Consider the following 12,240-nt stretch of genomic DNA (forward strand, 5'->3'; position numbering starts at 1 on the left):
GCCATCAGACGAGGCTCCGATTGGCGCGGGCGACGACCGCGTCGAACAGCACCTGGCAACCGGCCTCGGCCTCCTCGGGCTCGATGCTCTCGGCCTCGTTGTGGGAGAGGCCGTCCTTGCAGGGGGTGAAGATCATGGCGGCGGGCATCCTGCGGGCGACATAGACGGCATCATGCCCGGCGCCGGAGACGATGCGGCGGGCGGGCTGGCCAAGGCGCCGGGCGGCGGCCTCCACCAGCGCGACGCATTCGGCATCGAAGGGCTGGGCATCGTAGTGGAGCACGGGGGTGAGGGTGAGGGTGCAGCCGGTGGCGGCGATGGCCTCCGCCGCGAGGGCGGGGAAGTCCCGCGCCAGGGCGGCGATGGCGGCGCTGTCGGGGTGGCGGAACTCCACGCTGAAGGCGACCTCGCCCGGGATGACGTTGCGGCTGTTGGGCTCGACCTTGAGAAAGCCGACGGTGCCGCGGCCGTCCTCGCCGTGCTCGCGCATCAGGCGGTCCACCAGGGTGATGATCTGCGCGGCGGCGACCAGCGCGTCGCGCCGCGCATCGGGGGGCGTGGTGCCGGCATGGGCGTCCTGGCCGGTGATGCGGGCATCCCACCAGACCTGCGCCTGCGCGCCGGTGACGATGCCGATGCGGGCGCCGGCCCGTTCCAGGATCGGGCCCTGTTCGATGTGCAGCTCGAAATAGCTGTCGGCGGGGAAGGGGGCGGCGGGTTCCGCGCCCTGGTAGCCGATGTCCTTGAGGGCGGATTCGACCGTGACGCCCTCGATGTCCGTGAGGGCGTAGCTGCGCTCGATCGGGTAGACGCCCGCCCAGGTGCCGCTGCCCATCAGGCTGAGGCCGAAGCGGCTGCCTTCCTCATCGGTCCAGTTCACCAGTTCCAGCGGCGCTTCCGTGGTGATGCCGAGGTCGTTCAGCGTGCGCATCACCTCCAGCCCCGCCACCACGCCGAGTGCGCCGTCGAACTTCCCGCCCGAGGGCTGGCTGTCGAGGTGGGAGCCGAAGAGGACTGGCAGGCGGCTGGGGTCGCGGCCTTCGCGCCGGGCGAACATGTTGCCGATGGCGTCCACGCGGACGGCCAGGCCGAGGCTCTCGCATTGGGCGCGGAAATCGTCGCGCGCGGCCTTGTCGATGGTGGTCAGCGTCAGGCGGCGGACACCGCCCTTCTGCGTGGCGCCGTGCCGCGCCATGGCCATCAGGCTGTCCCAGAGCCGGACGCCGTCGATCCGCTGGTTGCTCATGCCCACCCCCGCCGGTTGCGGGCGGGATGTGGCGCAAGGGGCGGCGCTTGGCCAGATGGCGCGGCCGGCTTGCGGGAAGCGGCGGGGCTTGCGATGCATGCGGACCCCGGTGGAGGAACACCCATGGCCCATGCCCTTGGCGGCGCTTCGGCGCCCGCCGTGTTGCGCAACAGCGCGCTGGATGCGGATGCGGTGCGGCAGGCGCGGGTGGATCTGGCCGCCTGCTTCCGGATGGCCGCGCGGCTCGGCCTGCATGAGGGGATCTGCAACCACTTCTCCTTCGTGGTGCCGGGTCGCGACGACCTGTTCCTGGTGAACCCCTATGGCTGGGCCTTCAGCGAGGTGACGGCGTCCCGCCTGCTGATCTGCGACTTCGAGGGCAATGTGATCGCCGGCGACGGCGTGCCGGAGGCGACGGCCTTCTTCATCCATGCGCGCATCCACAAGAACGTGCCGCGCGCCAAGGCCGCCTTCCACACCCACATGCCGAACGCGACCGCGCTGGCCATGACGGAAGGGCCGCCGCTGCTCTTTGCCGGGCAGTCCGCGCTGAAGTTCTACGGCCGCACCGTCGTGGACGAGGACTATAACGGCCTGGCGCTGGACACCGACGAGGGGGACCGCATCGCGGCTTCCATCGGTGATGCCGACATCGTCTTCATGAAGAACCACGGCGTGATGGTGGTGGGGCCGACCATCGCGGAGGCCTGGGACGACCTCTACTACCTCGAGCGCGCGGCGGAGGCGCAGCGTCTCGCGCTCTCCACGGGCCGGCCGCTGAAGCAGGTGCGGCCCGACATCGCGGCCAAGACGGCAGCGCAGATGCGGGAAGGGGACCGGGAGAGCGCGCGGCTGGCGCTGGAAAGCGTGAAGCGCATCCTGTCCCGCGAGGAACCGGATTTCCTTGACTGACACCACCCTGAGTTGCTGACCTTCGCCCGGGCCCCGCCAAGGGGGCCGGCGGAGGTCCCATGACCCTCGGTGCCAGCATCACCCTGCCGTTCCCGCGCCAGGGCCGCATCGCGCTGGTGGTGCGCTACAAGCCGTCCCGCAACGTGCCGCCCCCGGGCGAAGGGCATGCGGATGTCATCATGCCCTCCGGCGCGCCGGTCGGCTTCTTCGTCGATGTGGCGACCGAAAGGCGAGGCACGCTGGGCTTCGACGTGCCGGGCCAGGTCTATGGCTATGCCGCCTTCGCCTCCTACCGGCCGGCCTATGTGAACCTGGCCGATGCCACGGCGGGGAACGTCGTCTCCGGCGTGCTGCTGATCCAGGCGACGGCGCGGGAGCAGGATCTGTTCCAGCGGGCCTGGCAGGCGATGCGCGCGCGGCCCGGCACCTTCACCATCGCGGGCTGGAACTGCTCCAGCCACGCGGCCCTGGCCTTCCACCTGGCCGGGCTGGTGGGGCGGGAGATCCCGGGCCTGGATACGCCCGACAATTTGTTCCACGAACTGCGCCGTCGGCATGCCAGGCGCTGCGAGGACCATTACGGGTATCTCGGCTTCCTGCCCCGCGAATCCTCGGGCGATGAACTCGACCTGCATTGCGATGTCGGCATCGACGCGGTGCGCGCGCCGGTCACCGGGCCGGTGCCGCCGCGGCGTCCGACCTCGGTCGGCGATGGGGCGCGGCCGGGGGCCTGACCGCGCGATCCAATCCGGGCTAAGGGTGGTGGATGCCGCCTGCCAGCCCCGTCGCGCGCCCGGACCCCGCCGGGCTGCTGCTGCTGCTCGCCACCGTCACGGGCTGGGGCTTCAACTGGCCGGCGATGAAGCTGCTGCTGGTGGAGGTGCCGCCCTTTTCCATGCGCGTGGTCTGCGCGGTGGTGGGCATCGCGCTGCTGGCGGCGATCGCGAAGGCGTGGGGCGAGTCGCTGGCGGTGCCGCGCGGGCTCTGGCCGCGGCTGGTCGTGGCCTCGCTGCTCAACGTCACGGCCTGGATGGGCCTCGCCTCCTTCTCCCTGGTCTGGCTGGCGGCGGGGGAGGCGACGATCGTCTGCTACACCATGCCGGTCTGGGCCTCGATCTTCGCCTGGCTGGTGCTGGGGGAGAGGCTGACGGCCAGGCGGCTGCTGGCGCTGGGCGTCGGGCTGACGGGCCTCGCCGTGCTGGTGCTGGCGCAGGGGGTGGAGGCGGGCATCGGCAAGCTGCCCGGGGTGGGGTTCGCGCTGGCGGGCGCCATCCTCTTCTCGCTGGGGACGGTGGTGACGAAGCGCTGGCCGCTGGGGCTGCCGCCGGCGTCTTCCGTGATCTGGCAGATGGGGGTGGGGACGCTGCCGCTGCTGCTGGGGGCGCTGCTGGTGGAGCGGCCGGACTTCCCGGCGGTGACCACGCAGGGCTGGCTGCTGATCCTCTATGGCGGGGTCGGGCCGCTTGGGCTCTGCTACCTCGCCTGGTTCGGGGCGCTGAAGCGGCTGCCGGCCTCCGCGGCCGCGGCAGGGACGCTGCTGACGCCGGTGGTGGGGGTGGTGAGCGCGGCGCTGATCCTGGGGGAGCCGCTGGGGCTGCGGGAGGTCGCGGCGCTGTCGCTGACGGTGAGCGGGGTGGTGCTGGCGGTGCGGGGCTGATCGGGGCATTACCCGCCCCATGCAAGACCGCACCCTGATCCGCCTGGCCCCTGGCGGCGACCGCCGCGTGAAGGCGGGGCACCCCTGGGCCTTCTCCAACGAGATCGCGATGACCCCCGCGCTGCGCGCCCTGCCGCCAGGCAGCGTGGTGCGGCTGGAGGGGGATGACGGGTGGCGCCACGGCGCCTGGCACTTCAACCCGCACAGCCTGATCGCGGCGCGGCGGCTGGATGCGGACCCGAATGCCGCCTGCGATGCCGCCTGGTACAGGGCGCGGATCGGCGCCTGCCTGGCGCTGCGGGAACGCCTGTTCGACACGCCCTTCTATCGCCTGGTGCATGCCGAGGCCGATGGCCTGCCGGGCCTGATCATCGACCGCTACGGCGATGCGGTGGCGATGCAGGCCAATACCGCGGGGATGGAGGCGGCGACGCCGCATATCCTGGCGGCGCTGCGGGACCTCTTCGACCCGCGCGTGGTGGTGGCGCGGAACGACAGCGCGGTGCGCAAGCTGGAGGGGCTGGAGGAGGCGGTGACGCTGCTCCATGGGACCGACGGCACCGCCACCGTCGAGGAACACGGGCTTCGCTTCCCGGTGGACCTGCTGGGCGGCCAGAAGACCGGCTGGTTCTTCGACCAGCGGGCGAACCGGGCGATGGTGGCGCGCTTCTGCGCCGGTCGGACGATGCTCGACGCCTTCTGCCACACCGGCGGATTCGGGCTGGCGGCCGCGGCGGCGGGGGCGCGGGAGGTGACGCTGCTGGATCGCAGCGAGCATGCGCTCGACCTGGCCATGCAGGCGGCGCGGCTGGCGGGCTTCGGGGATCGCGTGACGCCGCTGAAGGCGGAGGCGCTGGAGCATCTGGAGAAGATGGCCGCCAGCGGCCGCAGATTCGAGGTGGTGGTGACGGACCCACCGGCCTTCGCCAAGACGCGGAAGGACCAGCCCGCCGCGCTGCGCGGGTACGCCAAGCTGGCGCGGCTGGCGGCGGGGCTGGTGGAGAAGGACGGGATCCTGTTCATCGCCTCCTGCTCCCACCACGTGGCGCCGCCCGATTTCGCGGAGGCGGTGACCTGGGGCGTCCACAAGGCGCGGCGGGAGGCGCGGATCCTGGCGAGCGTCGGCGCGGGGCCGGACCATCCCGTGCATCCGGCGCTGCCGGAAAGCGCCTACCTCAAGGGGCTGCTGCTGCACCTCGCATGAATGCCTCGCCCTTGCGCGCTGTTCGCGCGACCCTGATCCGCGCCTTCCGCGCGACGACCTTTGAGGCCGAGGGGGCCGTGGCGCGGATCGGGCGCCGGTCGCGCGCCCTGGATGCGCTGCTGCGCGGGCCGGCGGCGTTCATCACGGCGTGGAACCCCTATAGCCGCCCCATGCCCTTCGGCTGGAACGACCGCATGCAGGGAAGGCTGCGCCAGGCGGTTGCCGGCCGCGTGATCGGGGAAGGTTGGGGCAGGGGAAGCGGCTGGGCGGAGCATCACCTGCTGGTGGCGGGGGCGCCCGCCCGCCTTCGCGTGGTGGCACGGCGCTTCCGGCAGCACGCCATCGTCATTGTCGCACCCGGCCGCCCCGCCCGGCTGCTGGCCGCGTAACGGCGCGCAACCCCGCGCTTCACCCCCCGTTGGCGCCCTGACGGACAGGGAGGCGGCAATGCGGGCGATCTGCTGGCACGGCAAGGGCGACATGCGGGTGGATACGGTGCCGGACCCGCGCATCGAACAGCCGGGCGACGCCATCATCCGCATCACCGCCACCGCGATCTGCGGCAGCGACCTGCACCTCTATGACGGCTACGTCCCGATGATGAAGGAAGGCGACATCATGGGCCATGAGCCCATGGGCATCGTCGAGGAGGTGGGGCCGGAGGTCACGCGGCTGAAGAAGGGCGACCGCGTCGTCGTCCCCTTCGTCATCGCCTGCGGGTCCTGCTTCTTCTGCGAGAAGTCGCTGTTCTCCTGCTGCGACACCACCAACCCGGATGCCGCCGCCCTGGCCGAATTGCAGGGCCATGCGGGCGCTGGGCTGTTCGGCTATTCACACCTCTATGGCGGCTATCCCGGCGGGCAGGCGCAGTACCTTCGCGTGCCGCATGCCGATGTCGGGCCGGTGATCGTCCAGAGCGACCTGCCGGACGAGAAGGTGCTGTTCCTGTCGGACATCCTGCCGACGGGCTGGCAGGCGGCGGAGCAGGGCAACATCCAGCCGGGCGATACCGTCGCCGTCTGGGGCTGCGGGCCGGTCGGGCAGATGGCGATCATCTCCGCCTGGCTGCTTGGCGCCGGACGCGTCATCGCCATCGACCGCGTGCCGGAGCGACTGGAGATGGCGCGGGTGCATGGCAAGGCGGAGGTGATCGATTTCACCAGCCAGGATGTCTACGACCAGCTGCAGGTGATGACGAAGGGGCGCGGCCCCGATGTCTGCATCGATGCCGTCGGCGCGGAGACGCATGGCCTGGGATCGATGGATGCGATGATGGACAAGGCGAAGGCCGCGGTCGGGCTGACCACGGACCGCATCCATGCGCTGCGCCAGGCCATCAATTGCTGCCGCAAGGGCGGCACCGTCTCCGTCCCCGGCGTCTATATCGGCTTTCCCGACAAGTTCCCGATGGGCGCCGCCTTCGGCAAGGGGCTCACGATGCGCATGGGACAGACCCATGCGCAGCGCTTCCTCCAGCCGCTGCTGGACCGGATCGACAAGGGCGAGATCGACCCGAGCTTCGTCATCACGCACAAGCTGTCGCTGGAGGAAGGGCCCAAGGCCTACGACACCTTCCGCGACAAGAAGGATGGCTGCATCAAGGTGGTGCTGACGCCGTAGCCTTGCATGCCCTCAAGCGCCGGGCGGCCGCGTCCGCGGCCTTGGCTCGCCGCACGAGCGGCGGGCCGCGTTCGCGGCCTCGGCCAACGTTGTCGGCCGCAGGACGTGGCTATTCGCTCCGTGCCTCATCGTTTGTAGAGCGACCAGCCGCCGACGACGATCCGCAGGATGCCGCGGAAGCGGATCGTCTCCTTCCCGATCGTCAGGCGCCCCATCACGCGCTGCACATCGACGGCGCCGATGCTGGGCTGGGGCTTGGCGCTGCGCGGTTCCAGCACGATGGCATCGAGGATCTGCGCCAGGGTCCAGCCGGTGTCATCGAGCTGCAGCGTCTCCACGCCATCGGCCTCCGTCAGGCGGAGGTCGCCATCGCCGGGATGCCAGATGCGCACGGGATTGCCGGCGCGAAGCCGGGTGTGCAGCGGGCCGACGCGCCAGCGGCTGAAGGGGGGCGGCTCCTCGGCCTCGCAGGCCCAGGACTGGGGCGCGGTTCTGTCCATCGCCGAAGCTCTTCTCCGCATCGTTGTTCGATGCGGTGATGAAGCCCGGGCGGGCGTTCCGGGGCCAATCCGAAGGGCCTGTGGGGGCGATAGGCGTTGCCTTCGTTGCAGGTAGGGAAAGCAAGAAGTCGAAGTGGCGTGGCGCTGTCTATGGCGGTGATAGGCGATGGCGATGGGGCTCAGCGCGGCGTGCAGGCTTCCGGCGGCACGATCATGTCCTGCGCCACGGGATCGACACCCCGGGGCAGTCGCGTGCGGCAGTCGTGGAAGGCGGCGGCGAGGTTGACGCCGGCGAGGTTGGCCCCGCGCAGGTCGGCCCCGCGCAGGTCGGCCCCGCGCAGGTCGGTGGCACGCATATCGGCGCCGCGAAGATCAGTACCGCGCAGGTTGGCGTCGACGAAGCTGGCGTAGCGAAGGGACGTTCCGAGCAGCCTGGCGCCGCTGAGATCCGCACGGCGGAAGTTGCCATGCTCCAGCGTGGCGGATTGGGCGTGGATGTTCCGCAAGCTTGCTCCGACGAACTGGGCGTGATCGAGCGCTGCTCCATCCAATCTCGACTGATCAAGCCTGGCGGCATTGAGGTTGATCTGCCGGGCTTCGAGGCCGACCAGATCCGCCCGGCGGAGATCGGCTGCGCGGAGATCGGCGGAGGCAGCGCCGAAATAGGCATGGCGGAAGCTGGCAGCCCGCAGATCGGCGTGGCCTGACCGGAACTCGTCGATGGCGGCGTCCGTGAAGTTGGCATGGCGGAGATCGCGGCCGGTGAGGTCGAGCCGGCGCAACCTGATGCCCTGGAAGTTGCGAAGGCCGTCCAGCGCCGCTGAGTCTCCCAGGCGGAAGCGCGCCTGGGCAAGCAGGCCCGCCGGCTCCGGGTCGGACGGGGTGAGCGCGACCGCGCGCTCAAGGGCGGGCACGGCCTCCGCCGCACGCGTGGCATAGAGAAGCGCGCGGCCGAGGCCGAGATGCGCGGCTGGCAGTTCTGGATGCTCGCGCGCCAGGGCGGCATAGGCGGTGGCGGCGCCGTCGGGATCCCAGCGTTCCCTGAAGCGGGCACGGTAGACGATCGGGGCGAGGCTGCCGGGAGCTGCGTCCACAGCAGCGTCGAGGCGTCGCCGCTCGGACTCGGGACCCAGCAAGGCTTCCAGGGCAGCGCCGCTGCCGTGGAAGGTGCATGACGAGAGGGAGAAGACGCCGTCCCCGCCGATGCTCCAGGCGGCCGCCAGGATCGTCTGCCCGACCGGGGGGAGGCGCCGGCCAAAAACGCCGCAGCCGAGGGCCTCTCCGTTGCTGCGAAGAACGGCGCGGCCCGGCACGGTGCCCTTCCAGACGTCGGTCGGTTCGGCGATCACCTCGATCGCCAACGCCGCTGTATCGATGATGCGGGCTTCCAGGATGCGCGCCTCGAAAATCGCGGGCGCGCTTCGCACCAGCTCCAGCGGAGGCAGCCGCGCGCAGGAACAGGCGACCGCAGGGGCCGTCCATCCGGCGAGGGCCAGCGCCAGCAACAGGAGGGCGCCGGACGCGCGCAGGGTTTCGGTCGCCAGGGCTGGCCAGGGCCGGCAAGCGTTCATGATGCGCCATCGTAGCGAAGGCGCCGCGGGCGCCGCTACAGGAACCGCTCCCGGATATCCACGCTGCTCTCCCGCCCGAGCTTGTCGAAATGCTCCCGCAGCCAGAGGTCCGCCGCGTCCCGCCCATAGCGCTTCAGCGTCGAGAGAAACTCCCAATCGCCGTTCAGCTTGGTGGACAGCCGGAACTCCCGCATCCGCGGCTCATCCTCGATGCAATGCAGGAACAGCCGGCGGTAGCGCGGCTGTTCCAGGCGGCCGGCATCGAGCAGTCGCTGGACGAAGTCGATGGCGCGCATCTCCGCCATCAGGGAGGCGTTGAAGCTGATCTCGTTCAGGCGGTTCACGATTTCCGTCGGGCGCGTCGGCAATTCGTCGCGCACGATGGGGTTCAGCTGCACCAGCACGATGTCCGGCGGCCCGCCCTGTTCATACAGCGGCCAGAGCGCGGGGTTTCCGAGGTAGCCGCCATCCCAGAAGGGCTCGCCATCGATCTCCACCGCCTTGAAGAATTGCGGCAGGCAGGCGGAGGCGAGGATGGTGTCCACCGTCACCTCTTCCTTCGCGAAGACCCGCGGCTTGCCGGTGCGGACGGAGGTGGCGGAGATGAAGAGCTTCGGCCCGGCGCCCTGGCACAGCACCGTGGGGTCCACCGCTTCCTCCAGCACCTGGCGGAGCGGGTTGAAGTCGTAGGGCGTCGGGTTCATCTGGTAGGGGGAGAGGACGCGGGTCAGCGTCTCGAAGGTCTGGTAGGCGAAGGACCAGGTGAGGTCATGGCCCCAGATCGCCTTCTCCAGCGGCGTGTTCTGCAGCGGGCTGACGGCCATGCGCGCCGCGGCGCCGCGCCAGAAGCGGTCGAGCGCCGCGATCGCGCCCTCACGCCCGCCCTCGCAGAGGCCCTGCACGAAGACGACGGCATTGACCGCGCCGGCGGAGGTGCCGGAGACGGCCTCGAACTCCAGCCGCTCATCCTCCAGCAGGCGCTCCAGCACCCCCCAGGTGAAGGCGCCGTGGGTGCCGCCGCCCTGCAGGGCCAGGTTGATTCGGCGCGTGGTGCGCTGGGGCTTCGGCGTGGGCTTCGGCGCCTGGGTGGCGCCGGCGGCGGCGAGGGTGTCGGCGGCCTCTTTCTTGAACTCGTCGATCATGGAGTGGCCTTGGCCCCCCTCACCCAACCCTCTCCCCCCGTTGGGGGGAGAGGGCTTTTGCGGGTCATCACTGCGCGACCCAGCCGCCGTCGATGGACAGCGCGGTGCCGTTGATGGAGCCGCTGTTGGGGCCGGCGAGGTAGAGCGCGCCTTCCGCGATCTCCTCCACCTCCACCCAGCGCTTGTTGGGCTGGCGTTCCAGCAGGAAGTCGGTCAGCGCCTTGTCTTCGGACACGTTGTGCTTGGCGGCCAGCGGCGCGACCTGCGCTTCCGCCAGCGGCGTGCGGACGAAGCCCGGGCAGATGGCGTTGCAGGTGACGGGGGTGCGCGCGACTTCCAGCGCCACCGACTTCGTCAGCCCGACCACGGCATGCTTGGCGGAGACATAGGCCGTCTTGAAGGGGCTCGCGACCAGGCCGTGGGCGCTGGCGACGTTGATGATGCGGCCAAAGCCCTTGGCCTTCATCGCCGGCAGCGCCGCCTTGATGGCGTGGAAGTTGGAGGTGAAGTTGATGGCGATGATGCGGTCGAACTGCTCCTCCGGGAATTCCTCCACCGGGGAGACGTGCTGGATGCCGGCATTGTTCACCAGGATGTCGAGCGAACCGAGGCTCGCCTGGCATTCCGCGACCATGGCGCGGATCTCGGCGGGCTTCGACATGTCCGCGGCGGAATAGGGCGCTTCCGCGACACCCATCGCGGCGCCGACCTTGGCCCGGGCTTCCGCGATCGCCTCCGGCTTGCCGAAGCCGTTCAGCATCACCTTCGCACCCTCCGCCGCATAGGCCAGCGCGATGGCGAGGCCGATGCCGGAGGTCGAACCCGTCACCAGGGCCACGCGGCCCTCCAGCTTCCTCGTCATCGCTCGATCCTTCCTCGTGATGGCTTGTTGCAGCGCGATAGGGGGGCGAGGGTTGCTCAGGGCAGGCGCTTGAGCAAGCCGACGACGCGCTTGACCAGGGGCGACATCAACTTCGGCGCATAGAAATCGCCGGCCGCGCGCTTCGCGGCCTCGGCCAGGGTCGGATAGGGCAGGACCAGGCCTGCCAGCGTGGAAAGCTTCATCTTGCGGCCGATCATCAGCGCGAAGGTGCCGGCCATCTCGCCCGCATGGGGGGCGAGGATGCCGGCGCCGAGCAATACGCCCGACTTCGTTGCCACGAGCTTGACCAGGCCGATCGGCACGCGCTCCGCCACCGCGCGATCGGTCTCCGGCACCGGGAAGCGGAGGATGCGGACATCCTGCCCGGCCTTGCGCGCCTCCTCCTCCGTCATGCCGATCTGGGCGAGTTCGGGGTCGGTGTAGGTCACGCGGGGCAGGGCGGCGTAGTCCACCTTGGCGGGCAGGCGGAACAGCATGGCGCGGGCCAGCACGCCGGCATGTTGCGACGCCACATGGGTGAAGGCGCGGGGGCCGATGCCGACGGGATCGGCGATGTCGCCCACCGCGAAGACGCGGCGGTTGGTGGTGGAGCGCAGCCCGGCATCCGTGGTGATGCCCGCCTTCGTATGCGCGACCTGCCCGGCTTCTAGGTCGAGCCCCGCCAGGCGCGGCGCGCGGCCGACCGCCAGCAGAAGGTGGGTGCCGCCGATGCGGCGCCCATCCGCCAGCACCGCGACCAGGCCCGGCGTGCCGTCCTCGGCCGGGTCGGGCTCCACGGAAGCGAGCTTCGTGCCTTCCAGCAGCGTGACGCCATCGGCGGTGAGCGCGCGGCGGAGGCCGTCCGCCAGTTCAGGGTCGTCCCGGCCCGCGATGCGCCCGGCCTCGATCACCGTGACCAGGCAGCCAAGGCGCGCATGGGCCTGCGCCATCTCCAGCCCGATGGGGCCGCCGCCCAGGATGATCAGGTGGCCCGGCGGTTCCTCCAGGTCGAAGATCGTCTCGTTGGTCAGCCAGGGGACGGGGCCGAGGCCGGGGATGTCCGGCACGATGGCCTGGCTGCCGGCGGCGATGACGCAGCGGCGGAAGGTGAGGCGGCGGCCGCCGGCCTCCACCACGTCCGGCGCCGCGAAATGGGCGCTGGCGCGGATGACATCGACGCCCATGGCGCGGAAGCGGGCCTCGGAATCCGTGGGCGCGATGTGGTCGATGGTGCCGCCGATATGGGCGCGGAGCGCCGTCCAGTCGATCTCGGGCGGGGGCAGGCGGATGCCGAAGCGATGGGCGTTGCGGGCGCTGGCCGCGGCATGGGCGGCGGCAAGCATGGCCTTGGAGGGGACGCAGCCGAAATTCAGGCAGTCGCCGCCCATCGTCCCGCGTTCGATCAGCGCGACCTTCAGGCCGAGGCCGGCGGAGAAGGCGGCGGTGGAGAGGCCGGCGGCGCCGGCGCCGATCACCACCACGTCGAAATCGGGGCTGCTGCCGAAGGCCATGGGGCGCGTCCTCCA

General features: G+C 70.9%; 12 protein-coding genes. 6 read left to right on the forward strand and 6 right to left on the reverse strand.

What is annotated here, in order from left to right; all coding sequences use genetic code 11:
- Window positions 1-4: 4 nt before the first annotated feature.
- Complete coding sequence (locus tag G3576_RS09025; RefSeq protein ID WP_164694059.1) at window positions 5-1,246, reverse strand: Zn-dependent hydrolase; 1,242 nt, start codon at window positions 1,244-1,246, stop codon at window positions 5-7.
- 123 nt (window positions 1,247-1,369) lie between these two features.
- On the opposite strand from G3576_RS09025, the gene G3576_RS09030 reads away from it, so the two are divergent.
- Genes G3576_RS09030 through G3576_RS09055 form a run of 6 tightly spaced genes read left to right on the forward strand, consistent with a single transcriptional unit; the run spans window position 1,370 to window position 6,639 of the window.
- Window positions 1,370-2,158, forward strand: coding sequence for an aldolase (locus G3576_RS09030; protein ID WP_164694060.1), 789 nt, complete (start codon window positions 1,370-1,372; stop codon window positions 2,156-2,158).
- A 59-nt stretch (window positions 2,159-2,217) separates the two neighbouring features.
- Entirely contained in the window at window positions 2,218-2,892 is a 675-nt protein-coding gene (locus G3576_RS09035) for a hypothetical protein (RefSeq protein WP_164694061.1), read from the forward strand.
- 32 nt (window positions 2,893-2,924) lie between these two features.
- Window positions 2,925-3,815 carry a DMT family transporter gene (locus G3576_RS09040; RefSeq protein ID WP_164694062.1) on the forward strand — a complete coding sequence of 297 codons (891 nt, stop codon included), beginning with the start codon at window positions 2,925-2,927 and terminating at the stop codon, window positions 3,813-3,815.
- A gap of 19 nt (window positions 3,816-3,834) precedes the next feature.
- On the forward strand, window positions 3,835-5,019 hold the full coding sequence (locus G3576_RS09045; protein WP_164694063.1) for a class I SAM-dependent rRNA methyltransferase: 1,185 nt from the start codon (window positions 3,835-3,837) through the stop codon (window positions 5,017-5,019).
- An 11-nt stretch (window positions 5,020-5,030) separates the two neighbouring features.
- Window positions 5,031-5,408 carry a DUF3293 domain-containing protein gene (locus tag G3576_RS09050; RefSeq protein ID WP_164694064.1) on the forward strand — a complete coding sequence of 126 codons (378 nt, stop codon included), beginning with the start codon at window positions 5,031-5,033 and terminating at the stop codon, window positions 5,406-5,408.
- Window positions 5,409-5,466: 58 nt separating this feature from the next.
- Window positions 5,467-6,639 (forward strand): zinc-dependent alcohol dehydrogenase, encoded by a 1,173-nt coding sequence (locus G3576_RS09055; RefSeq protein WP_164694065.1) that lies wholly within the window; start codon window positions 5,467-5,469, stop codon window positions 6,637-6,639.
- Between the two features lie 125 nt (window positions 6,640-6,764).
- Here G3576_RS09055 and G3576_RS09060 read toward each other — a convergent pair whose 3' ends face one another.
- The 5 genes from G3576_RS09060 to G3576_RS09080 all read right to left on the reverse strand — a co-directional run bounded on the left by G3576_RS09060 (window position 6,765) and on the right by G3576_RS09080 (window position 12,225).
- Window positions 6,765-7,139: a hypothetical protein gene (locus G3576_RS09060; protein ID WP_164694066.1), complete on the reverse strand. Its 375-nt coding sequence runs from the start codon at window positions 7,137-7,139 to the stop codon at window positions 6,765-6,767.
- Between the two features lie 179 nt (window positions 7,140-7,318).
- Window positions 7,319-8,710 (reverse strand): pentapeptide repeat-containing protein, encoded by a 1,392-nt coding sequence (locus G3576_RS09065; RefSeq protein ID WP_164694067.1) that lies wholly within the window; start codon window positions 8,708-8,710, stop codon window positions 7,319-7,321.
- 35 nt (window positions 8,711-8,745) lie between these two features.
- A complete protein-coding gene (locus tag G3576_RS09070) occupies window positions 8,746-9,852 on the reverse strand; it encodes a patatin-like phospholipase family protein (protein WP_164694068.1) in 1,107 nt (368 codons plus the stop codon).
- A 67-nt stretch (window positions 9,853-9,919) separates the two neighbouring features.
- A complete protein-coding gene (locus G3576_RS09075) occupies window positions 9,920-10,714 on the reverse strand; it encodes a 3-hydroxybutyrate dehydrogenase (protein WP_164694069.1) in 795 nt (264 codons plus the stop codon).
- 56 nt (window positions 10,715-10,770) lie between these two features.
- Window positions 10,771-12,225: a dihydrolipoyl dehydrogenase family protein gene (locus G3576_RS09080; protein ID WP_164694070.1), complete on the reverse strand. Its 1,455-nt coding sequence runs from the start codon at window positions 12,223-12,225 to the stop codon at window positions 10,771-10,773.
- Window positions 12,226-12,240 lie beyond the last annotated feature (15 nt).

Source organism: Falsiroseomonas algicola, assembly GCF_011040385.1.
Lineage (GTDB): Bacteria > Pseudomonadota > Alphaproteobacteria > Acetobacterales > Acetobacteraceae > Falsiroseomonas > Falsiroseomonas algicola.

Bases quoted from the DNA above. Each gene is read 5' to 3' on its own strand.
- G3576_RS09025 (WP_164694059.1), bottom strand. From the start codon at position 1,246: ATGAGCAACCAGCGGATCGACGGCGTCCGGCTCTGGGACAGCCTGATG.
- G3576_RS09030 (WP_164694060.1), top strand. From the start codon at position 1,370: ATGGCCCATGCCCTTGGCGGCGCTTCGGCGCCCGCCGTGTTGCGCAAC.
- G3576_RS09035 (WP_164694061.1), top strand. From the start codon at position 2,218: ATGACCCTCGGTGCCAGCATCACCCTGCCGTTCCCGCGCCAGGGCCGC.
- G3576_RS09040 (WP_164694062.1), top strand. From the start codon at position 2,925: ATGCCGCCTGCCAGCCCCGTCGCGCGCCCGGACCCCGCCGGGCTGCTG.
- G3576_RS09045 (WP_164694063.1), top strand. From the start codon at position 3,835: ATGCAAGACCGCACCCTGATCCGCCTGGCCCCTGGCGGCGACCGCCGC.
- G3576_RS09055 (WP_164694065.1), top strand. From the start codon at position 5,467: ATGCGGGCGATCTGCTGGCACGGCAAGGGCGACATGCGGGTGGATACG.
- G3576_RS09060 (WP_164694066.1), bottom strand. From the start codon at position 7,139: ATGGACAGAACCGCGCCCCAGTCCTGGGCCTGCGAGGCCGAGGAGCCG.
- G3576_RS09065 (WP_164694067.1), bottom strand. From the start codon at position 8,710: ATGAACGCTTGCCGGCCCTGGCCAGCCCTGGCGACCGAAACCCTGCGC.
- G3576_RS09070 (WP_164694068.1), bottom strand. From the start codon at position 9,852: ATGATCGACGAGTTCAAGAAAGAGGCCGCCGACACCCTCGCCGCCGCC.
- G3576_RS09075 (WP_164694069.1), bottom strand. From the start codon at position 10,714: ATGACGAGGAAGCTGGAGGGCCGCGTGGCCCTGGTGACGGGTTCGACC.
- G3576_RS09080 (WP_164694070.1), bottom strand. From the start codon at position 12,225: ATGGCCTTCGGCAGCAGCCCCGATTTCGACGTGGTGGTGATCGGCGCC.